The organism is Chryseobacterium lactis (assembly GCF_003815875.1).
Classification (GTDB): domain Bacteria; phylum Bacteroidota; class Bacteroidia; order Flavobacteriales; family Weeksellaceae; genus Chryseobacterium; species Chryseobacterium lactis.
The window spans coordinates 4,990,679-5,011,321 of the sequence record NZ_CP033924.1 but is presented as its reverse complement, the minus strand read 5'-3'; the positions used below and the strand labels follow the sequence as shown (position 1 = coordinate 5,011,321).

Genomic DNA, 20,643 nt, shown 5'->3' with positions numbered 1-20,643 from the left:
AAACTATAATCTCACATGAAAATAATTTTATTTCCAATCGCGGTATTAATGGGCACTTGCACTTTTGCTCAAACCAAGGCTGTGAAAGATACTGTAAAAGCAGAGGCGAAAGAAATTGAAGGAGTTACTCTTGTCGCCAGAAAACCAACCGTTGAATCTAAAGTAGACAGAACCGTTTTTAATGTTTCCAATAGTTCTATAGTAGCAGGAAATACGACCTGGGATGTCCTTAGAATGACCCCATTGGTAAGCATCAATAATAATGATGATGTAAAAGCGGAGGGACAAAACGTTACGGTATATATCAATGACAGAAAATCAGTTTTTACAGGGAAGGAATTAAAAGAATATCTTAAGACTATTCCTGCTGATAACCTTATGAAGATTGAGGTCATTACCAGTCCGTCTTCCCGATATGAAACTTCAGGATCTGTGATTAATATTGTCCTTAAAAAGAGAGATGATGAAGGAATGAAGGGAAGTATTTCTTTGAATAACAGACAAAGTACCAAAAACTCTCAATACACGAATTTTAACCTGAATTATCATAAAAAAAAGTTTACCCAAACCTTTATAGGAAGTTATAATAGCGGAAATTATGTCCAGAAGACAGAGACCTGGGACAATCGGTTTGAAAACAATAAACTTACCCAATTCAGTCTGGAAAATATAATGAGAAATGAGAGTCCTTCACTTTCCTCTACTTCAGAATTTGCAATCAACGACAAAAATAATATCGGATTTGTGCTGGAGTATTCACAGAACAGAAATTTATCTTTGGCCGAATCTGACGGAAGGATTTCATTGAATGGGAACCCTGGTGATTCTTTTCATCAGATGCAAAATACCTGGGGTTTCAGCCGTAACTTAGGGACGAATGCCTTTTACAAATACTATGATAAGGAAAAAAATAAAATTTTAGATATTAATTTAGGAACCAATTATTCCAGCAATAACAATGATAATTTAATTGACAAGGAAATAACAGATAAGCAGGGAGTAAAAACAGCGCAGCAGCTGGGATTTATCAGTACGAATGAGATGCGTAATTATTACCTGAAAATAGATTATACACAACCTTTAGGTAAATCGGGAGGTACTATAGAAGTGGGCGGAAAGACCGAGCTTAATAATCACGTGATTCCTAATAATTTGTATGGATCCAGTATCAACGATCCCAACTCGGAATATTTTAATCTTTCTAAAAATGACAGATTCCACTATAAAGATAATCTGAGCTCTTTGTATGCCAATTACAGTAAAACATTTTTCAAAAAACTGGAAACAAGAATAGGAATAAGATATGAATATATTGATTTCAAAGTTGGGCAGGATGTAGCAGGAACAGAGAGAAAGGAATCGTATGGAACTTTTTTACCCAATCTATTGCTGAAATATACTTTTTCGGATAAATATGATGTGAGTTTTACCTATAACCGAAGCATATGGAGACCTTGGTATTCTGAATTTAATCCATTCCTGATGCCGGAAATCAATGGAACATATTCCAGAGGAAATTTATATTTAAATCCGAATCCTAACGATCGTCTTTATCTAAAATTCGGAATTCTGAAAAAGTACTTTATCTCTGCAAGATATATGCATACCAATCAGGATTACTGGACAACCTATGTTACTGAAAATGGAAGAACTGTTTCCTTGCCCGGAAACTTCGATGGAAAGGTGGAAAAATACTATCTTTTTGCCAATACCAATCAGAATTTTCTGAAAAACAAGCTGAATGTCAATGTCGGATTTGGATGGTACTACATCAATAATAAAGATTTTAATGAAAAAAATAAATTGGGAGGTAAGAACTATATCAGTTATTGGGGAGGTTCTGCCAATTTATCATACACCAATCTTTTCAACAAAAATATCAACCTGAGTGCCTGGATGGAGATTGCGAATCAAAACAATGGAAATTCATATGCGAACAATACCAACGTTTTCCATAATATTTCAGTCACCAAAATATTCCCAAAAACTCAAATGGAGCTGAGTATGCAGCTGATGAATATCTTTAAAAGACCTTCAGGTGATAATACGACTTATAGTCCGGATGGTACGTTTAGAGAGTATTCGAAATGGGATTGGTACGGGGTAGCACTTACGTTCGTAAAACGCTTTGGAAATCAGAAAGTAAAAGAAAATACTAAAACCGATGTCGAGAAAAATGCCGGCGGAGGAAAATAAAGCTAAATTTGTTAAATGTGTGGGCGGATCTTCTTTGGGAGTCCGCTTTTTTATTTTTAATAGTCTCTCGCAGATCTGTCAAATTTGAAGAGATCAAAAAAAATCTGCAAAATCTGCTCAATCTGCGAGCGAAAATAAAATACATTCACAATTTTACTTTGATGCAAAGGTTCGGTTTCCAGACTATTTGTTGTAAAGTGAGTAAAATTTGCGTTTTAATTTTACCCTCACGCAGATTTAGCAAATTGAGCAGATCAAAAAAAAACTGTGTAATCTCCGAGATCCGCGAGCGAAATAAATAAAATCAGATTAAATAAAATGGATAAGCAAAAGAAAAACAGATCCCAATCAGGAACCTGTTTTTTATCTCTATATTGAAACTTCCAGATATTGATCGTTTTGAACACATTCTCAACTTTCAACTCTCAATTTTATTGAAGCGTAAACTTCACTTTCGTTTTGATCGCATCAGAAGAATTACCGATTAAAGCCTCAAAATCTCCAGGTTCAGCTACCCAGTCATGTTTATCCGCGTCAAAATAACTCAGTGCCGTTTTATCAATAGTGAATGTTACTTCTTTTTGTTCTCCGGGATTTAAAAATACTTTTTCAAAACCTTTCAATTCTTTTGAAGGGCGGGGAACTGAGGATTTTAAATCACTGATGTAAAGCTGTGCAACCTCCGCTCCTGCTTTTTTACCTGTGTTTTTAACACTTACGGTAAAGGTAATGGTGCCATTTTGAGAGACTGCTGTTTTGTCGGCTTTTGCTTTTCCGAATTCAAAAGTTGTATAGCTCAATCCATGTCCAAAACTGAATAATGGTTTGATGTTTTTAGTATCATGCCAACGATATCCTACGAAGATTCCTTCATTATATGTAATATTGATCGGGTTTTTCTGATCTTTTCCTTTTCCTGCAGCAAACTCATCCTTTTGACCAGGATATTCTCCAAGCTGATGCGCAGAATTATCTTCCAGCTTAACAGGGAAGGTAAACGGAAGTTTTCCGGAAGGGTTAGCATCACCGGCGAGGACAGACGCGATCGAATTTCCTGCTTCAGAACCAAGATACCAGCTCTGGATAACTGTCGGAACTTCTTTGATCCATGGCATCGCGACAGCATTTCCTGAAACCAAAACTACAGCCAGGTTTTTATTAGCTTTTGCCAACGCAGAAATTACGTTATCCTGATTATAAGGAAGTCCGTAGCTCTTTCTGTCATTTCCTTCACTATCCTGAAAATCTGCTTTATTCAAACCTCCTACGAAAATGACGTAGTCTGATTTTTTGGCTAATTCCACCGCTTCATTCAATAATTCAGTCTCAGAACGGCTGTCTTTCAGATCTTGTCCGGATTTTACGCCGTTGTATTCACCGCCGGTATCTCCTACATAACCTCGGGCATATTGTACATCGGCCTGTTTTCCGAATCTGGATTTGATTCCGTCTAGTGGAAGGGTTTCGTATTTTACCTTTAGTGAAGAAGATCCGCCACCAACAGTCATTACTTTAATGGCATTTTCGCCAATAACAGCAATTCTTTTAGCTTTATTAAGATCAATTGGAAGAACATTTCCTTGGTTTTTTAATAAGACCATTCCTTCTTCTCCAATTTCTTTTGCCACTGCTTTATGATCTTCAGAAGCGATATTTCCGAAAGGTTTGTTTCGGTTCATTGTTGTTCTGTAAGCAAGACGAAGAAGTCTCGTAACTTTGTCATCAAGCTCAGTCGTTCCTACTTTTCCTGATTTAATTAAATCCAGATAAGGTTTTGCTAAAAAGTAATTGTCGTAAGCATTTTTAGTTCCTGCCGAAAGTCCGTTTGTCCAGGTACCAAATTCCAGATCCAACCCGTTATGAATAGCCTGTTCCGTATTGTTTACCGCACCCCAGTCTGATACTACCACGCCATTATACTTCCATTCCTTTTTCAGAATATCGTTTAAAAGGTATTGATTCTGGCTGGCATACTGGTTTTTATACATATCATATGCTCCCATGATTGTCCATGAATCACCTTCTGTTACTGCCGCTTTAAAAGGAGGAAGGTAAATTTCATACAAGGTTCTGTCATCTACATTCACGTTGCTTGTGTGACGGAACATTTCCTGGTTATTTAATGCAAAATGCTTTACAGAAGTAGCCACACCGTTTGATTGTACTCCTTTAATGTAAGGAACCACCATTTTTGAGGTCAGATAAGGATCTTCACCCATATATTCGAAATTTCTTCCGTTCAGGGGAGTTCTGTAAATGTTGACTCCGGGTCCCAGAAGAATATCTTTTTTTCTGTAACGTGCTTCTTCACCTAAAGCTTTACCGTAATTCCATGACATTTTTTTATTCCATGTCGCTGACAAAGCGGTGAGAGCAGGATAAGCGATAATAGAATCATTGGTCCATCCGGCCTGGTCCCATTCGTCCCACATCACTTCCGGACGTACCCCGTGAGGGCCGTCTGTTGTCCAGAATTCGGGAATTCCTAATCTCGGAACGCCCGGCGAACTAAATTTTGACTGTGCATGCAGCATAGCCACTTTTTCTTCCAGCGTCATCCGTGAAAGCGCATCCTGAATACGTTGTTCCACAGGCTTGGATTCATCTAAATAAACGGGTAGGGTAGTGTTCTGAGCCATATAAGAAACAGAAATAAGAGTGAATAAACTTACGATGGCGGTTTTCTTTAACATAATGCCTTTTTATTTGATTGAAACAAAAATAACGAAAATTTTCATTATTATCTCAAATTGAGAAAATAAAAATAACCCATAAAAAAACTGTCCACGCAGTTCGTTGACAGTAATTATTAATTAAAGGCGATTTTAGGCGATCGTAGTGAAAAAGCAGAATAGCAAATTATATGCTTCTTCAGATAAATTTTTTTTGTTGAGACTAAAATAAAAGAAAGTGGAAAATAGAACTGCCGTTGAAACAATTTTACTCTCAAACTCTCTCGCTAAAAACTACCAGCCTTTCACAGCTCCTCCTTTGAAAATTTCTTTTGCTTTTTTCTCTACTTCATCAGATTCATAAGCCTTCACAAAATTCTTGACTTTCTGGCTGTTTTTATTGTCCTGTCTTGCCACCACTACATTGACATATGGGGAATCTTTATCTTCTTTTAAAATACCTTGTTTTTCTGAATCTAAACCGGCCTGAGCCGCAAAATTGTTATTGATAATTCCCACCACAACATCTCTGTCATCAAGAACTCTTGGAATTTGTGCACCTTCAATCTCCATAATATTCAGCTGCTTTGGATTCTCTGTGATGTCTGTAACCTTGGGAAGAAGCCCAACACCATCTCTTAGTTTTAATAAACCGCTTTTCTGCAATAATAGTAATGAACGTCCTCCGTTTGTTGGATCATTAGGGATAACAACTGTATTGCCATTTTGCAACTGATTGATATTGCTGATTTTTTTTGAATAAGCAATAATAGGATAGACGAAAGTATTACCAACTACCGCAAGATTGTAGCCTCTTTGTTTTGATTGTTCCGTCAAATAAGGAACATGCTGAAAGGCATTGACATCAATATCACCGTTGGTTAAAGCTTCATTGGGAACGACATAATCATTGAAAGGAATGAGTTCCACGTCCAGATTGTATTTTTCCTTAGCTACTTTTTTGGCTACTTCAGCAATTTCCTGTTCCGGTCCGTAAGTGATTCCAACTCTGATGAAATTCGGATCATCTTTTCTCCCTGAACAAGCATTGAATAGAAGAAGTCCTGCTGTTAATAAACCTATGATCTTTATTTTTTTCATTCTTTTTTATTTATTATTAAGGGCAAAGAAGAGGTAAAACACTGAACGCTAAATCTTCTTATCTAAAACCTTCTAATTATCTGTGGTCAAAATGCTTGGAAAACCGGTCTCCGGCAAACTGGATGATAAATACCAGCAGAACAAGCAAAATAAGAACCGTATTCATAATAACAATATCATATCCGATATAACCGTACTGGTAACCGACCTGTCCTAATCCACCTGCTCCTACAGCTCCTCCCATTGCAGAGTAGCCCACTAAAGTAATTAATGTGATGGTTGCATTATTGATGAGAGAAGGAAGTGCCTCCGGAAGCAATACTTTTCTGATAATCTGGAAAGGTGATGCACCTAAAGCTCTGGCCGTTTCTATCAGTCCGTGAGGAACTTCAATAAGGCTGTTCTCTACCAATCTTGCGATAAACGGGGCTGCACCAACACTTAATGGAACAAGGGCTGCGTTCACTCCAATAGAGGTTCCTGCCAAAATTCTTGTAAAAGGAATCATCCATACAATTAAAATAATGAAGGGAATGGCACGGAAAATATTAACCATAACAGATAATATTCTATGGTATAACGTATTTTCCAGCAGTTGTCCTTTTCTGGTTAAAAATAACATAATTCCCACCGGAAGTCCTAGTACAAATCCAAAAAATCCTGAAACAAATGTCATATAAACCGTTTCCCAGGCTCCTTTTGCTAAAAGAGCAATTACCGTATCACTAAGCATATCCTTTTACTGTGTTTTGAATTTTATTTTGATTGAAATAATAGATAGCCTGCTGATTTTCTTCCGTTTTGCCCTGAAGCTGCAACAGCAGTTTTCCAAAATTGGAATTCCCAAAATACTCTACATCAGCTTTCAATAGTTTATATGGAATTTTATATTGGTTGTATAGGGCTGAAAGAATTTGTTCAACACTGATATTTTCGTTAAGTTCTATTTCGACCAGCGGAAACAAACCTTCTTTTGGTTCTTTCTGCAGTCTGTTACTGATTTCCTGTGGCAGGGTCATGACGTCTGAATTTATAAATTGTCGGATTACCGGATTTTCTTTATCCGAAATAATCTCACTTAAAGTTCCTTTTGCTAATAATTTTCCGTGGTCTATAACGGCAACGTGGTTGCAGACCGCTTTGATCACTTCCATTTCGTGGGTAATCAAAAGAATGGTAATGCCAAGCCTTTGATTGATGTCTCTCAACAACTGTAAGATAGACTGTGTGGTTACCGGGTCAAGGGCGCTGGTAGCTTCATCGCAGAGTAGAAGATGAGGATCATTGGCTAATGCCCTTGCGATTGCTACCCTTTGCTTCTGACCTCCGGACAGACTTTTGGGATAGTCGCTGGCTTTATCTTCAAGGCCTACGATTTTCAATAATTCATTTACTTTTTTATTGATTTGCTCTTTGCTGAGATGATCCAGTTCCAGAGGAAGTGCTATATTATCAAAAACGGTTCTTGAAGAAAGAAGATTGAAATGCTGGAAAATCATTCCTATTTTTTTACGCTCTTCGGCCAGTTGCTTTGAGCTTAATTGGGTAAAATCCTTTCCATTGATAATCACCTGTCCCTGATCCGGCTTTTCCAATAAATTTACCGTACGGATCAGAGTGCTTTTTCCTGCACCTGAAAATCCGATAATTCCTACAATATCTCCTTTATCTATAGTAAGGCTCACCTGATCCAGTGCTTTGAAAGACTGTTTTTTCTGGTGAAACGTTTTTGATATGTTTCTGATTTCTATCATTCTGATGTTTTACATTATTTTAGATAGGCTGATAGCGCTTGCCTGCCTTAAAAAATCTTCTTACTCTTCTTAATTTAACCTTTGACCGTTTTGAAAGTTTAAAGTACTTGGTAACATTCGTCAGCAATACTCCCAGCAAAATGATTGATAAACCATATAGCTGACCTCCGTTGATGCTTTGATTGGCAACAATCCAGCCTGCAATCACTGTAACAATAGGATTAATATAGGTATGGGTGCTTACCAGAGCAGCGGGTTTCACGGACAAGAGCCAAATGTACGACAAATAAGCGACTATAGATCCAAAGAAGATCAAAAACAGAACTCCCAACCATGCCGATAATGGGATCGCAGAAACTGAAAAACCAGTCCATTCTTTTCTTACAAAAGCGATGAAAAAAGAGGCTAATCCTGCTACAATAAGCTGTTGAGCAATATTCATAAAAGTAGAATGTGAGGCCGGATTTTTCTTAGAATATAAAGATCCCAGAACCCAGGCAACAGAACTTAATCCTAATACTATAAATGCAGTAATACGAAGATTTCCGTTCACCATTGAATGGGCTGCACTTGAGTGTACACTTCCTTTTAAAAAGAATACCAACCCTACAAATCCTATTGCCAATCCTATAGGTATGAATTTATCCGAGAAATAATATTTCCAGTTTTTTCTGTCAATTGCAATGAACCAAAACGGACCTGTTGCGATAGATATGGCAGCTTCTGAGGCCGTTACATATTGTTCTCCCCAGGCTACAAGCCCTGTTCCTCCCGTGAGGATAAGAACTCCGGTGATTGCATTTTTCTTCCAGTTGATCAGCGAATTTGCTTTTTCCCCTTTAGAAAGAAGATAGCTCATCATTAAAATTCCTGCAACCAGAAATCTTAATCCCGAAAGAATGAATGGCGGGAAACCTTTCAAGCCAAATGAAATAGCTAAAAACGTAATCCCCCATATTACATAGATGTTTGTAAAAGCCAATGGAATCAACCATTTGTTTTTAGAATTACTCATTTTTATTTTTTTAATGTTGTTTGTTTTTCAATAAAAAAGGCCCTACAACTTGGTAGGGCCTTTACAATATGTCATATAAAAGTAAGGTCACCCACAGCATTTCTGATACATAGGCATACAGGTAGCCATCATCATTTTTTTGATGCTGTGTTTTATTATTGAATTATTCTTTAATACTGCCTTCATTTTATTTTTTTTCCTGAATACGGTGCAAATATATAATATAATTTTTATTAGTCCACTAAAAAAGTAGGGAATTTGTATATTAATTTATTGTTAATGATTTAATTTGTTTAAATACAGTGTTTTATATTTTTATTCTGTGTGAAATGGAAGTAGTAAATTGAAGTTTATATAAAATTTTAATTCAATATGGATTGAAATGCATATTAAAACGTATTATAGAAAAGATAAAATAAGGTTAAATTTTTATGAATAATATAAATTCATTGATGCTTTTATGGAGGTAAAATCGGAATGATTTAATAAACGATTGTGATGAAATAGAAATATTGTAAGTGTTTGCAAATAAGTATGTTTGTGATTTTAAGTTTAACATTTAACAATATTTATGATTAGACATTGATGATTAGTCATTAAATTTGAAAAATCAATTTATTAATTTTAAAAACAGGTATTATGAAACGTTTTGAAAACAAAGTAGCTTTTATTACAGGTGGAAACTCAGGAATTGGTAAAGCCGTTGCAATACTGATGGCAAGAGAAGGAGCAAAAGTAATGATTGCCGATCTTAAAGAGAACAAAGAAACATTGGAAGAAGTTTTGAAAGAAGGAACAGAAGCCAGATTTATTGCTTGTGATGTATCCAAACATGAAGAAGTAGAAAAAGCAGTCGCAGAAACTGTGGCAGCCTTTGGTAGCCTGGATGTAGCTGTGAATAATGCGGGAATTGTAGATGCTTCTCCGATTCATGAGAAATCCGTGGAAGAATGGCAAAAAGTTATTAATATTAACCTGAGCGGTGTCTTTTACGGAATGAAATATCAGATTGCCCAGATGAGAAAGCAGGAAACGGGTGGTGCTGTGGTCAATATGGGATCCATTATGAGCCAGGTGGCAGAATTTGGAATTGGCGGTTATGCTTCTTCAAAACACGGGTTGGTAGGTCTTACTAAAGTAGCTGCTTTGGAAAACGGAACCAACAATATTCGTGTCAATGCCATTGGTCCTGGATATATCGAAACACCTTTATTGATGGACAACGCAGCTCAAAGTGCAGAGTACAGATCTTATATGGAATCAAAACATGCGATGAAAAGATTGGGAAAACCGGAAGAAATTGCAAAAGCTGTATTATTTTTGGCTTCTGAAGATGCGAGTTTCTGTACAGGAGCGTATCTTCCAGTGGATGGGGGTTACCTGATCCAGTAATTAAATAATAAAGAATGAAAAAAACAAAAACGGAAAAACTTCCACTTCGAAGAAAGTTGGGTATTACAATGGTTGAAACATATAATACCGTTTATGAAAGGTCTCAGGAGTTTTTTGCGACCTACGGGCTTACCTCTCAGCAGTATAATGTTCTTTCTATTTTGAACGATGCTGGAGGCCCTTTGTCGACTTCAGATATCCTGAAAAAAATGTTGGAGAAAAATGCCGGTGTTTCCAGGTTGGTTGATCGTCTGATCCTCAAAGAACTGGTGGAAAAGAACGTCAATAAGGGTGATAAACGGCTGATCGACGTGAAACTTACTGACAAGGGAGAATATTTGTATCAACAAGTTACCGCGAATTTATCAGGTGTTGACGAAGTTTACAATGCACTGGCAGATGAAGAAGTGGAAGTGTTGCTCCGTCTTTTAGAAAAAATGAAAAAATCATGATCTTTATCAAAACCGATAAAAAAGATATGAATTGAATAATTTTTTTGATTATTTCTGATGTTTTTTTTGATTCGAAAAAAATAATTTTGTTTTTCATACCTACTAAAGTTGTTTTGCAGGAATAGATGTTGCTGATTTTTTGATCGAAATGATCTTAGGTTATAATAAGTTCTTAATATTTTTTTATATGCACATAGTCAGTTCGTTTAAAAATAAGCCAATCCAACATTCTACTGGTATATCTGATTTTTCAGATATTATTTTAACCCAATATTTCGAAAAAGAAAGGTTGGAAAAAGAGGATATGACAGACGACTATTTTTCCTTATTTCTGATCAGGAAAGGGTGGGGAACGCATCAGATCAACGGGCAGATTAAATCCGTTCAACACAAACAATTACACTTTGTTTTTCCGGGACAAGAAAGCAAATGGGATTTCCGTGGTGGTGATGAAGTTGAGATTGAACAGATACAAATTCCGGAGAAAATATTTGAGACTTTTGGAAGCTACCTTAAATATCCATTCTCGCACTATATGAAAATGGGTGAGATCAGTTTGTCAGAAGAAAGTTTCGCGAAATTTAATTATGAATTTGCTCATATGGGAACCGATCTCAGAAGCCAACAGGAAGAAAAGTTGATGGTAGAATTCAGGCTTAAAGTGATCATGCTGATGCTAAGCCGTGAAGTCTACAGGATACATTATGAAAAAAGAATGGATTCGGCTTGCCTACTTTCAAGATTTATTACTCTCGTTTTTGAACATTTCAGGGAGCAGAGATCCGTCAGTTTTTATGCAGATAAACTGGCTGTCACAACCAACTATCTGAATATTCTCTGCAGCAAACATCTCGGAAAAACAGCAACAGGGATTATAAGCCGTGAGCTCTTGTCGGAAATCAAACAATATCTGGCTGCTTCTAACCTCTCAATAAAAGAGCTGTCCATATTGATGAACTTTAGTTCGGTCAGTAGTTTTTATGCCTTTTTTAAAAAATATACAGGGATGACACCCAAAGATTTTCAAAGTAAATATGCAGGAACCGTCTTACATGCAGTCCCCGAAGACCTGTAATTTTAAAAACTAAAATTTCCATTATTATCTCTAATTCTGAAAAAATGTTCCTATCCTGCATAAGATAGGATGAGGCTACTGTAGGCTGAAGTAAAATAGCCAATGCTATTAAATTAAACTAACAAACAATATAAAAATGTATTTCTGAATGAATGAGAAAAAAAATCCGGTTCAAAAGTTCAAGGAGATCCAGGGCAGGTTAAAAATATACCATGATATTTTTTTTTATGAGCCAAAAGGTTTATGCCCTTTATATACTCCCGTCAGCCATGATTTTTTTTCATTACTACTATTTAAAGAGACAAAAGGAAAGCATAGTATTGATGGGAAGGAATATCCCGTTGAAGGTATGCAGCTTCATATGGTGTTTCCGGGACAAGTACGTTGGTGGGATTATGAAAGGCATGGTGAAATTTATAAATTATTTGTAAGTGGAGAGGTATTTGAGCGTCTGGAAGGATTGATGCAGCTACCGGTTTTTATGTATAAAGAAAAGCCCGTTATTAATCTGAATGAAGAGATTTTTGAAAAGCTTTTACATGAATTTAAAGATATCAGAGATGAGTTGAATAATCCGTCGCCGGTGATGAACGAAATTATTTATTCAAAAATGAAAATCATTGCCCGGTATATCTCTAACGAAGTTCAGAAAAATGCTGAGTACCTGAATATTTATGAAGATCATCCTGTGCTTTTTGACTTTATGACCTTGCTGAACCAAAATTTCAGACAGGAGAGATCAAAAAAGTATTACGCAGATCAATTGCGAATTAATGCCAATTATCTTAATATTCTCTGCAAAAAATATTTGGGCCACACAGCAACTGAAGTGATACAGAGCCAAACGTTGGAAAAAATAAAATATAAACTGATGATGACCAAGGATCCGTTAAAAGATATTGCGTTTGATTTTAATTTTCAAAATTATGGACATTTCTCGGGCTTTATAAAAAAACATACAGGATTGACTCCAAAAAAATTCCGGGAACTTTACAGCGTATCCGAAGGGAAAAATACTGATCAGTAAAAAATCAGTTTTTAAGAACTGTATATCGGAAACTAAATAGGAAAACAGGTTTTCTTAGTACCATTAATTGGAATAATAGAAATAACTTTTTCGATGATTTGGATACTGTTTGTCGTTTTCCGGATCAATAAATTTGTATGAGTTTGTGAATAGAAATAACTAAGATGAAAAATGTATAAACCTAAATGTATGAATACAATATCTCAATATTTTAAAACAATTTTTGTCTGCTCAATAGTCGCGGGTACAGGAAAATTCTACAGCCAGGTCGGAATTAACAATACCAATCCTCAGGCTACTTTTGATATTTCAGGTGCTCCTACTGATTCCGGAAAAATTGATGGGGTTATTGCTCCCAGAATTACCGGCACTCAGTTGAAAAGTAAAGATAATCTGTATACCGCAGCCCAGGATGGAACGATAGTCTATATTACACAACCTTTACTTCCTGCTGATACCAGTGCAAAGACTACCAATCTACTGGAAAAGGGATATTATAATTTTGATGCTTCCCGCGGAACAGATGGTGAGTGGATGAGGATGTTTCACAGGTATCCTGCCATTGCAGCAGGAGCAACTTCCGGAAGTGCCAATACAGGAAATGCAATGACTTTGACTTCCGCCAACTCATCGAATGGGACGGCAACCATGATTTCCAAAAGTTTCACTCTCGACAAACCCGCATTGGTTATGTTTACATTTTCTGTTCCTATTACCAATGTTACATTAGCAAATGGAACAGGACTAAGCGGTGGAAGCTCAAAACTTCTGGCGACCAATGTATTCTTAACCGGTCCGGGATATAATAATTATTTAATTGTAAGATCAGGAAGTTCAATTGTCAACGCCAATACAGGAGCTTATACCAATAGCGGATATCAGGTGAACGGTACAAGGTCATTGGTTTTGCAACCGGGAACCTATACTGCCAACCTTAACCCACTTGTTTTTGCACAGGATGCCTCCGGGGTAAGAGCTGTCTTCGGAGATAACAGCTATGCAGATACTGTATTTGATATCGTGGCATTACCAATGCCTTAGTTATTCAACTTTTTTAATGTGAATTAAGAAGACTCAACGAAAGTTGGGTCTTTTTGTATTTATTATGATAGATCAATGCAGGCGGTTTTTATCTTCTGTAATTTCGGAGTATAATTATTACCCATACAAATCTTATTTATTATGAAAAATACAATTGCCAGATCTTTAGTTATTGCCGCTTTAGCATTTTCTGCTTTAAGTTTTGCTCAAACAACCAGTTCTACAACGGCTGTAGGAACTTCAAAAACCTGGGGATCAGTAGACGGAATCTCTATGGTAGGCTTGGTAGAAGGACCTTCTTCAGCAAACGTTCAGCTTCAGGTAGCCTGCGTTTTCGAGTATACCGAAGGGGATATTTTTAATGCACCGGCTTTGCCAGCCAACTTAAATGGTCTGATCCATCTGGATCAAGCGTTAAAAGGTGAGCTAACCAATATTAGAAAATCAGGACAATTTCACGGGCATTCTCTGGAAACTATTTTAATTACACCACCTGCCGGATCGATGCCTGCAAAGAAACTATTGTTGATCGGTTTGGGTGACCGTAATAAATTCACTCCTGATTTAATGACCTCAGTAGGAGAGGTAGCTGCCCGTGAAGCGATGAGATTAGGCGTTACCAATTTTGCCTTTGCCAGTGATCTTAAGGATGCGGGGATAGATTCACCCACTGCTTTAGTAGCTGGAAATGCAGTGAGAGGTATTGTACATGCCAACCGTTCTGAAAATTATCTGAAAGAACACAAGTTATCCACCACCAAAAAATTAGAAAAAGTATACCTGCTGGCAGGACATGCTTTCTTTGAAACTGCGGGCGGAGGAATTTCAGAGGCGATTGCTGAAGTGAAAAATAAATAATGAGTTGTTTTTACGAATTAAACTCACTTTTTACATATAGACTTTTAATAGAATAAAGTTTGTTAATTTTAACGGTTACATGATCTTCTTAAATTAGCTAAAGTCAAAAAAAATCCCGATTTTTGCACCCCTACAATAAATCCGAGTTCATGAAATTATGTATTGCCGAAAAACCGAGTGTTGCCAGAGATATTGCCAAAGTATTAGGCGCTACTATGCCTAAACAAGGCTATATGGAAGGAAACGGCTATTGCGTAACATGGACATTCGGACACCTTTGTACACTGAAAGAACCTCACGACTACGGTCCACAATATAAATCCTGGAATTTATTTTTGCTGCCAATTATTCCCAGCAGTTTCGGGATCAAGCTGATTCCCAATAAAGGCGTTGAAAATCAGTTTAAAGTAATTGAAAGATTAGTTGAAGAATGTGATGAGGTCATTAACTGTGGGGATGCCGGGCAAGAGGGAGAATTGATTCAGCGTTGGGTATTGCAGAAGGCAAAATGCAACAAACCCATTCAGCGTTTATGGATTTCTTCCCTGACGGAGGAAGCAATTAAGGAAGGTTTTGCAAATTTAAAACCTGCTGAAGATTACAAAAACCTTTACCTGGCAGGAAATGCCAGAGCGATAGGCGATTGGTTGCTGGGAATCAATGCTACCAGACTTTTTACCAAGAAATTCGGTGGAAATAAAGCGGTACTTTCCATCGGTAGAGTGCAGACCCCGACATTGGCTATGCTGGTTCAGCGTCAGAAAGAAATTGATGCCTTTACCACGGAAGAATATTGGGAGCTTAAAACCAAATACCGTGACGTTGTTTTCAATGCGGCAATTGATCGTTTAAAAACCTTAGAACGTGCAGAAAAAGGACTGGAATACCTTAAAGTAAATCCATTTGAGATCGTTTCTTTCGAAATTAAAGAAGGAAAAGAAAAGAATCCAAGACTTTTTGATTTGACCGGACTTCAGGTAGAAGCCAACAAAAAATATGGGTATTCGGCAGAAAATACCCTGAATTATATCCAAAGCCTTTACGAAAAGAAACATGTGACCTATCCACGTGTTGATACCACTTATTTATCAGAAAGTTTATATCCGAAAATAGAGGGCATTCTTCAGAAAATGTATCCTTATCAGGAATTGATTGCTCCATTATTAGAAGCTCCGATTCCAAAATCAAAGGCTGTTTTTGACGATACCAAAGTAACCGATCACCATGCGATCATTCCTACAGAAATTCCTCCTTCTCAAAATCTGAGTAGGGAAGAAAAACTGATTTATGATTTGATTGCCAAACGTTTCATTGCTGTATTCTATCCGGAATGTAAAATCTCCAATACTTTGGTAGAAGGAAAAGTAGGAACCATTCCTTTCAAAACCAGCGGAAGACAGGTATTGGAAGCGGGATGGAGAGCGGTTTATGCCAAAGAACCCAAAGAAGAATCTGCCGATAAAGAAAAAGAGAAAGAAGAGGAACAAACCATTCCTGAATTTATAGTAGGTGAAACAGGACCGCATGATCCGATGATTCATCAGGGAAAAACAACCCCTCCCAAGCCGTATACTGAAGCAACCTTGCTGAGGGCTATGGAAACAGCCGGAAAACAGGTTGAAGATGAAGAATTACGTGAAATGCTGAAAAATAACGGGATCGGAAGACCGTCTACTCGTGCAAACATCATTGAAACGCTGTTCAAAAGAAAATATATTGAGAAGAAAAGGAAAAATCTGATTGCCACTCAAACAGGAATTCAGTTGATTGATACCATCGAAGACGAGCTTTTGAAGAGTCCGGAACTAACCGGTGAATGGGAATCAAAGCTTCGTAAGATTGAGAAAGGCGAGTATGAAGCCAATCTTTTCAAAGAAGAACTGATTCAGATGGTGACGGAACTTACGGATAAAGTGGTGTACGGAAAAGGAAAAGTCATTACCCTTCAGGAAGAAGCAAAAGAAGAAGTAAAGGAAAAGAAAAAAAGAGAACCTGCACAGAAAAAGGAGCTTCAGTCCTGGGAAGAAACGAAATGTCCGAAATGTAAAGAACACAACCTGATCAAAGGAAAAACAGCCGTGGGATGTTCCGACTTCAAAAACTGTGGTTTTAAAATTACTTTCGAAATTTTCGGTAAAAAATTAACGGATAAGCAATTGATGGATCTTGTGTTAAAAGGCAAGAGCTCAAAACTAAAAGGATTCAGTGCTCACCCTGAAAGTATTGCAGAAGGGGTTCTAACTTTAAGTGATGACTTCCAGGTACAACTCACTTAATTATCATTAATTAAACTACAAAAGTCACAAAAGCTTTTTGAACACAAAAGTCACTTTAAGTGATAAGCTTTGAGAATAAGAAGTACACGTAAGTTTTGAAAATCTTCGATTTTGGTCTAATGTGAACTTTTTCATCGGTGTTATTTGAATAGTTTTAATTGTCTAAAGTGTCTGTTAAATTCTAAAAGTATCGGCGCTATGGATCTATGATGTACAAACTGACAAAATAGCTAAAGGAATGAAGCTTCCTGATAATATTTCCGGCTTTGCCCACTTTGATAAATTCTACGACTAATCTTTTAGCCTTGTCAAGGTTTTAAACCTTGACAAGGCTCCGAAGACTAAAGTTTGTAATTAAAAGAGAGCGTCACCACCCGGCTGTCAAGATTGTATTTTTGCCGGATTGTAGAACTGAAATTGTTCCCTGTTACACGATAATTATTTGTTTTTAATAAGTCGGTTACCGCCAGTTTTATTGTTGCTTTATCCTTCCAAAGGGTTTTTGAAACACCCAGTGTCAGGTCAAAATAAGCATCGCGAATAAACAGTCCAATGTTTGATTTTGAGAAGTATTGTGCATTAGCTTCTGCTTTCACCCCTTTTGCAATGCTGAAACTGTTTTGTGCATTGAGTGTAAAGGCCAGTTGTGAACTGTTTACCGAGTAGTTCTGGTAATTTCCTTTATATTCATTGTTGAAAACATTAAACATAGAGGTAAGTGACCACCATTTAACAAGCTTTGTAGTGGCAGTTATGTTGGCGCCATATACATAAGATTTGTTCAGGTTGTCCTGAGTTTTTACCAGGATTCCTGTATCAGGCTGATAGTTGTATACTTCCGTCATTACATCGTTTGTTACGCTGAAATAAGCCGATGCTATAATATATTTTCCCCAGGTATATCCCAATTCTGTTGCGTGAGTAAACTCAGGGTTCAGATTTGGATTTCCTTGCCAGTAGTTGAAGGGATCATCATAAAAGCGGAACGGATTCAGATCGAAGTGGCTCGGCCTGTTGATTCTTTTACTGTACGAGGCATAGAATCCATGCTGATCGCTCATCTGATATTTGACGGACGCACTCGGAAACAAATTGGTATAATCTCTTTTTCGCTGTTCCTGGGAAGTTTTCTGGTTAATGTCTGTATGTGTCATTTCAGTTCTCAATCCTAGTTGGAATGTCCATTTTGTCAGATTGAGCTTGTAGTTGGCATACAGCGCATGTATCTGTTCTTTGTAAACATATTCATTGCTTGCTTTATCATCGTTGATCCAGTCTTCGCCCTGTTGTATAAAATATTCTGAAGGGTTGTTATTAGATTTTATAGTGGATTTAAGTCCTGTTTCCAGGCTATGCATTTCACTGAAAGGCAGGGTAAAGTCTACTTTAGCATTAAAGACTTTCAAGCGGGAAGCAATGCTGCCTCTTCTGTTGTTAAACTTTTCTGTGCCCTGATTCACCAATGCATCTGAAAGCTGATTTTGAAGGGAAGAGAAGCGCGAAGTTTCGTATTCCAGATCCACATCTACCTTGTAATCCTTATCGTTAAAGATATGTGTACCCTTTAAATTATACGTATAATCATACCAGTTTTCTTTGCTTTTGTTATCCGAAAGTACATGAGCAAACAGATTGTCTACAGGTTGAAATATTCTGTTTTCACCTTTCGAAAAATCTTCATATCGTCCTATTTTAGCATCGAATAAAGCACCAATGGTCGTTTTATCATTAAATGTATAATCTGCTCCGAATTTAAAGTTGTTGGAAGTTAAAGGTTCATTGGTTATTGAATTCTGATCCGTTCTTCGTGTAACCTGCTGGGGTTGTTTTTCATTAAAGAAAATCTGATTGAATTTTTTTCTTTCTTCCTCGCCACGGAAAGTATAACTGTAGTCCCCATGCAGAGATAGTTTCTTATGGGTATAATTCAGACTCAGTCCGGTATTGATTCTATTTTTCCGACCCCTTCCGCCGTTCAGGTAATAGCTGCCGCTTAGTCCTTCCAATGAACTTTTTTTAAGAACAATGTTGATGATACCTGCATTTCCTGCAGCATCGTATTTTGAAGAAGGATTAGCAATAATTTCAATATTCTTTACCAATGTGGAATTGGTAGAGCGCAATAAGTTGGCCAGTTCCTTAGTTGACAGGGAACTCAGCTTACCGTTAATCATTACACTTACTCCTCTCTTGCCGCGTAAAGACAGCTCACCTTCCTGCGAAACCACCACACCCGGCGTTTTGCCCAGAATTTCCAGTACAGTAGTACCATCAGACAAGACACTATTTTCTACATTAAAAATCATTTTATCGGCTTTCTGCTGAAAGACCGCTTTATTACCTTTGAGTACAATGCCGCTAAGCTCTGAAATTTTTTCTGTCTGCAAAGAATCATTCGTGCTTTCTGTCTGCCCGTACGCATTCAGGCTCGCCATTAAGGGTAACCATATATAGTGCTTCTTCATGATAACTGATTTTTAGGTTGTTGTTTTCTTTTTATTTCTTCGGCCCCACCAGATCATAAACCCCGTTATCGGCAATGATGCACAGAACAGGCTTATGCCAGTATATTGGTTTACGTAAACGTTTTTATAGACAATAATGCTATTGAAATGATTCCAGCCCTCAGGATTGCCTTTAACCAGTCCGAATTGATAGGAACGTGAAGGGTCAATAGGAATGGTAACTTCATCTGCTTTTACAATTTCATGTTTTAGCTGGGCATTTACAAGGTCTTTTAACTCACGTAAGGGAAGTGATTTTTTATGCTGAATATCCTTCTCACCATGAAAAGTATGTTCCTTACGCAACGCAGCGGTAATATCTTCATTGAAAACAAAAATTGCTTCCGACAAAGAAACTATTAAAACAATAATATCGGAAAGTAGTCCAAGCCATAAATGAACTTTTAGAATATATTTTTTAAATGTACCCTTAGACTTCTTTTTACCGAGTTGTTGCATTTATTATTATTTAGTCTTATTAAAAATAATAAATGCAAATATAGTTTTATTTGTAGTAATTCTTTACAGTAGAGAACTTTATTTCGGCTGAAAAACCTGATATTTATTAGGGTTTGGGAGAATTTATAGTGTCAAAATAAAGAATTACAGGATAATCAACCAGAACGTTGAAGACCGAAGTAATAGAAAAAGCTTTGTAGTAGAGAGGGGAGAAAACGGGATTCGAACCCGTGACCTTTTGACTGCCAGTCAAACGCGCTATATTTTAATTATGTGGATTTTTATGGTATGACAAATAGAGCGTTTAATTTTTTCACACCGTTTCTTTGACCGGCTAATTTACCGAAATAGCCTCTCATACCAGCCTCCAACATCTTTTTTGATCTCTTCATGATGTTTACATACAATCAAAGCCAGTTCAAGTTCTGATCTATCGGATTTATAAGGGTTCAGGGTTAGGAAGCCTAAAAAGTTTCCGTTTTCATCCAGAATAGCCGGCGGATACGATGCGTAGGCACTCCATGGTGAATAAGTGCTATAAGTACTTCCATAGTTTCCGTAGGTATTCCAGATAGATTTTGAGCTGAACGGATTGCCATAGTCACTAAACTTATTCCACACCGAGTTTTTATCAAAATTATCACAATTGAGGCATCCCAGATATTGATCCTGGTCAGCACCTCCATATAAATGCAGTGTCTGGGCATGATAAATACAGCCTATTATAAAGGTGAGAACCAGAAGCATTTTTTTTAAGTTCATGGGACGGTTTCTTTACTGCAAAACTAATCTTTTATAAGTAAAACAACACCAATCTATTA

16 protein-coding genes are annotated in these 20,643 nt (G+C 37.0%); 8 read left to right on the top strand and 8 right to left on the bottom strand.

The features are described 5' to 3' along the window. Nucleotides 1–15 precede the first annotated feature (15 nt). Complete coding sequence (locus EG342_RS22320; protein ID WP_103290169.1) at nucleotides 16–2,196, top strand: outer membrane beta-barrel family protein; 2,181 nt, start codon at nucleotides 16–18, stop codon at nucleotides 2,194–2,196. 431 nt (nucleotides 2,197–2,627) lie between these two features. Here EG342_RS22320 and EG342_RS22315 read toward each other — a convergent pair whose 3' ends face one another. From EG342_RS22315 to EG342_RS22295, 5 genes are all read right to left on the bottom strand, one after another. Continuing rightward, nucleotides 2,628–4,889, bottom strand: coding sequence for a glycoside hydrolase family 3 C-terminal domain-containing protein (locus tag EG342_RS22315; RefSeq protein WP_103290166.1), 2,262 nt, complete (start codon nucleotides 4,887–4,889; stop codon nucleotides 2,628–2,630). A gap of 273 nt (nucleotides 4,890–5,162) precedes the next feature. Further along, nucleotides 5,163–5,969 carry a methionine ABC transporter substrate-binding lipoprotein MetQ gene (gene metQ / locus EG342_RS22310; RefSeq protein WP_103290163.1) on the bottom strand — a complete coding sequence of 269 codons (807 nt, stop codon included), beginning with the start codon at nucleotides 5,967–5,969 and terminating at the stop codon, nucleotides 5,163–5,165. Between the two features lie 76 nt (nucleotides 5,970–6,045). Further along, entirely contained in the window at nucleotides 6,046–6,702 is a 657-nt protein-coding gene (metI, locus tag EG342_RS22305; protein ID WP_103290160.1) for a methionine ABC transporter permease MetI, read from the bottom strand. Beyond that, a complete protein-coding gene (locus tag EG342_RS22300) occupies nucleotides 6,695–7,723 on the bottom strand; it encodes a methionine ABC transporter ATP-binding protein (protein ID WP_103290157.1) in 1,029 nt (342 codons plus the stop codon). The genes metI and EG342_RS22300 overlap by 8 nt, the downstream gene beginning before the upstream one ends. 19 nt (nucleotides 7,724–7,742) lie before the next feature. Continuing rightward, nucleotides 7,743–8,738 (bottom strand): EamA family transporter, encoded by a 996-nt coding sequence (locus tag EG342_RS22295; protein WP_103290154.1) that lies wholly within the window; start codon nucleotides 8,736–8,738, stop codon nucleotides 7,743–7,745. A 639-nt stretch (nucleotides 8,739–9,377) separates the two neighbouring features. On the opposite strand from EG342_RS22295, the gene EG342_RS22290 reads away from it, so the two are divergent. From EG342_RS22290 to EG342_RS22260, 7 genes are all read left to right on the top strand, one after another. Continuing rightward, complete coding sequence (locus EG342_RS22290; protein ID WP_103290151.1) at nucleotides 9,378–10,130, top strand: SDR family NAD(P)-dependent oxidoreductase; 753 nt, start codon at nucleotides 9,378–9,380, stop codon at nucleotides 10,128–10,130. Nucleotides 10,131–10,144: 14 nt separating this feature from the next. Beyond that, nucleotides 10,145–10,582: a MarR family winged helix-turn-helix transcriptional regulator gene (locus EG342_RS22285; protein WP_103290149.1), complete on the top strand. Its 438-nt coding sequence runs from the start codon at nucleotides 10,145–10,147 to the stop codon at nucleotides 10,580–10,582. A 187-nt stretch (nucleotides 10,583–10,769) separates the two neighbouring features. Continuing rightward, nucleotides 10,770–11,657: a helix-turn-helix domain-containing protein gene (locus EG342_RS22280; RefSeq protein ID WP_164465221.1), complete on the top strand. Its 888-nt coding sequence runs from the start codon at nucleotides 10,770–10,772 to the stop codon at nucleotides 11,655–11,657. Nucleotides 11,658–11,805: 148 nt separating this feature from the next. After that, on the top strand, nucleotides 11,806–12,684 hold the full coding sequence (locus tag EG342_RS22275; protein ID WP_103290144.1) for an AraC family transcriptional regulator: 879 nt from the start codon (nucleotides 11,806–11,808) through the stop codon (nucleotides 12,682–12,684). Nucleotides 12,685–12,873: 189 nt separating this feature from the next. Beyond that, nucleotides 12,874–13,725, top strand: coding sequence for a hypothetical protein (locus EG342_RS22270; RefSeq protein WP_123868158.1), 852 nt, complete (start codon nucleotides 12,874–12,876; stop codon nucleotides 13,723–13,725). 141 nt (nucleotides 13,726–13,866) lie between these two features. Further along, nucleotides 13,867–14,583, top strand: coding sequence for a M17 family peptidase N-terminal domain-containing protein (locus tag EG342_RS22265; RefSeq protein WP_103290139.1), 717 nt, complete (start codon nucleotides 13,867–13,869; stop codon nucleotides 14,581–14,583). A gap of 149 nt (nucleotides 14,584–14,732) precedes the next feature. Then, nucleotides 14,733–16,859, top strand: a complete 2,127-nt coding sequence (locus EG342_RS22260; protein ID WP_103290138.1) for a type IA DNA topoisomerase — start codon at nucleotides 14,733–14,735, stop codon at nucleotides 16,857–16,859. Nucleotides 16,860–17,200: 341 nt separating this feature from the next. Here EG342_RS22260 and EG342_RS22255 read toward each other — a convergent pair whose 3' ends face one another. From EG342_RS22255 to EG342_RS22245, 3 genes are all read right to left on the bottom strand, one after another. Further along, nucleotides 17,201–19,324 carry an outer membrane beta-barrel family protein gene (locus tag EG342_RS22255; RefSeq protein WP_103290135.1) on the bottom strand — a complete coding sequence of 708 codons (2,124 nt, stop codon included), beginning with the start codon at nucleotides 19,322–19,324 and terminating at the stop codon, nucleotides 17,201–17,203. A 12-nt stretch (nucleotides 19,325–19,336) separates the two neighbouring features. Further along, complete coding sequence (locus EG342_RS22250) at nucleotides 19,337–19,822, bottom strand: PepSY-associated TM helix domain-containing protein (protein WP_246008687.1); 486 nt, start codon at nucleotides 19,820–19,822, stop codon at nucleotides 19,337–19,339. A 339-nt stretch (nucleotides 19,823–20,161) separates the two neighbouring features. Next, on the bottom strand, nucleotides 20,162–20,584 hold the full coding sequence (locus EG342_RS22245) for a hypothetical protein (RefSeq protein WP_103290132.1): 423 nt from the start codon (nucleotides 20,582–20,584) through the stop codon (nucleotides 20,162–20,164). Nucleotides 20,585–20,643: the final 59 nt, after the last annotated feature.

Bases quoted from the DNA above. Each gene is read 5' to 3' on its own strand.
- EG342_RS22320 (WP_103290169.1), top strand. From the start codon at position 16: ATGAAAATAATTTTATTTCCAATCGCGGTATTAATGGGCACTTGCACT.
- EG342_RS22315 (WP_103290166.1), bottom strand. From the start codon at position 4,889: ATGTTAAAGAAAACCGCCATCGTAAGTTTATTCACTCTTATTTCTGTT.
- metQ (WP_103290163.1), bottom strand. From the start codon at position 5,969: ATGAAAAAAATAAAGATCATAGGTTTATTAACAGCAGGACTTCTTCTA.
- metI (WP_103290160.1), bottom strand. From the start codon at position 6,702: ATGCTTAGTGATACGGTAATTGCTCTTTTAGCAAAAGGAGCCTGGGAA.
- EG342_RS22300 (WP_103290157.1), bottom strand. From the start codon at position 7,723: ATGATAGAAATCAGAAACATATCAAAAACGTTTCACCAGAAAAAACAG.
- EG342_RS22295 (WP_103290154.1), bottom strand. From the start codon at position 8,738: ATGAGTAATTCTAAAAACAAATGGTTGATTCCATTGGCTTTTACAAAC.
- EG342_RS22290 (WP_103290151.1), top strand. From the start codon at position 9,378: ATGAAACGTTTTGAAAACAAAGTAGCTTTTATTACAGGTGGAAACTCA.
- EG342_RS22285 (WP_103290149.1), top strand. From the start codon at position 10,145: ATGAAAAAAACAAAAACGGAAAAACTTCCACTTCGAAGAAAGTTGGGT.
- EG342_RS22280 (WP_164465221.1), top strand. From the start codon at position 10,770: ATGCACATAGTCAGTTCGTTTAAAAATAAGCCAATCCAACATTCTACT.
- EG342_RS22275 (WP_103290144.1), top strand. From the start codon at position 11,806: ATGAATGAGAAAAAAAATCCGGTTCAAAAGTTCAAGGAGATCCAGGGC.
- EG342_RS22270 (WP_123868158.1), top strand. From the start codon at position 12,874: ATGAATACAATATCTCAATATTTTAAAACAATTTTTGTCTGCTCAATA.
- EG342_RS22265 (WP_103290139.1), top strand. From the start codon at position 13,867: ATGAAAAATACAATTGCCAGATCTTTAGTTATTGCCGCTTTAGCATTT.
- EG342_RS22260 (WP_103290138.1), top strand. From the start codon at position 14,733: ATGAAATTATGTATTGCCGAAAAACCGAGTGTTGCCAGAGATATTGCC.
- EG342_RS22255 (WP_103290135.1), bottom strand. From the start codon at position 19,324: ATGAAGAAGCACTATATATGGTTACCCTTAATGGCGAGCCTGAATGCG.
- EG342_RS22250 (WP_246008687.1), bottom strand. From the start codon at position 19,822: ATGCAACAACTCGGTAAAAAGAAGTCTAAGGGTACATTTAAAAAATAT.
- EG342_RS22245 (WP_103290132.1), bottom strand. From the start codon at position 20,584: ATGAACTTAAAAAAAATGCTTCTGGTTCTCACCTTTATAATAGGCTGT.